Origin of the sequence: Cellulomonas septica, from assembly GCF_012396155.1 — a bacterium.
Lineage (GTDB): Bacteria > Actinomycetota > Actinomycetes > Actinomycetales > Cellulomonadaceae > Cellulomonas > Cellulomonas septica.
Window position 1 is genome coordinate 1 of sequence record NZ_JAAXOY010000858.1, and the last position, 1,197, is coordinate 1,197.

Genomic DNA, 1,197 nt, shown 5'->3' on the forward strand with positions numbered 1-1,197 from the left:
CCGTCAGGCGGCGCCGGCCGCGAGCAGGCCGCGGCGGACGAGCAGCGGTGCGATGTCCGCGTCGCGGCCCCGCAGGTCGCGGAACGACGCGAGCGGGTCGCGCGAGCCGCCGCGCGACAGCAGCCGCGCACGGAACACGTCGCCGTTCTCGCGGCGCAGGCCGCCGTTCTCGCGGAACCACTCGACGGTGTCGGCGTCGAGCACCTCCGACCAGATGTAGGAGTAGTAGCCGGCCGAGTACCCGCTCGCGAAGACGTGGTTGAAGTACGTCGTCCGGTAGCGCGGGGGCACGGGCGCGAAGTCGACGCCCGCCGCCGCGAGCGCGGCCGCCTCGAACGGCTCGACGTCCGCGGGGTCGGTCGGGACGTGCTCGGGGGCGAGCCGGTACCAGGCCTGGTCCAGCAGCGCGGCGGCGAGGTACTCGGTGGTCGCGAAGCCCTCGCCGTCCTGGCGGGCGTCGAGGAGCGTCTGCACCCACTCGCCGGGCATGGGCTCGCCCGTCTCGTGGTGCACCGCGTACGACGCGAGGATCCGCGGCTCCCACGCCCACATCTCGTTGACCTGCGAGGGGTACTCGACGAAGTCGCGGGGCACCTCGGTGCCCGACTGCGACGGGAACCGGACGGCGGAGAGCAGGCCGTGCAACGCGTGGCCGAACTCGTGGAACAGCGTGATGACCTCGTCCCAGGCGAGGAGCGTCGGCTCGCCCGGCGGCGGCTTGGGGATGTTGAGGTTGTTCACGACGACGGGCGGGTGGTCGAGCAGGGTCGACTGGTCGACGAGGTTGTTCATCCACGCGCCGCCGCGCTTGGAGCCGCGCGTCCAGAAGTCGCCGAGGAACAGGCCCAGGCCCGAGCCGTCGGCGTCGAACACCTCGAACACCCGGACGTCGGGGTGGTAGCCCGTGAGGTCGTGCCGCTCGGCGAACGTGAGCCCGTAGAGCGCGGTCGCGGCGCGGAAGACCCCGTCGGCGAGCACGCGCTCGAGCTCGAGGTAGGGCCGCAGGCGTGCGTCGTCGAGCGCGCGCCGCTCCTGCCGGACCTGCTCGGCGTAGTAGGCCCAGTCCCACGGCTCGAGCGTCGCGCCGGGGTGGTCGCGCTCGAGGACCTCCCGCAGCGCGGCAGCCTCGTCGCGCGCGTTGGCGACGGCCACGGGGGCGAGGCGCGCGAGCAGGTCCGCGACGGCGTCGGCCGAGCC

The 1,197-nt window shown here is 74.1% G+C and carries 1 protein-coding gene; it reads right to left on the reverse strand.

Annotated features, from left to right (window positions below; all coding sequences use genetic code 11):
- Window positions 1-3 precede the first annotated feature (3 nt).
- On the reverse strand, window positions 4-1,197 hold a 1,194-nt coding region (locus tag HGA02_RS19820; protein ID WP_168681125.1), incomplete at its 5' end, for a M3 family metallopeptidase.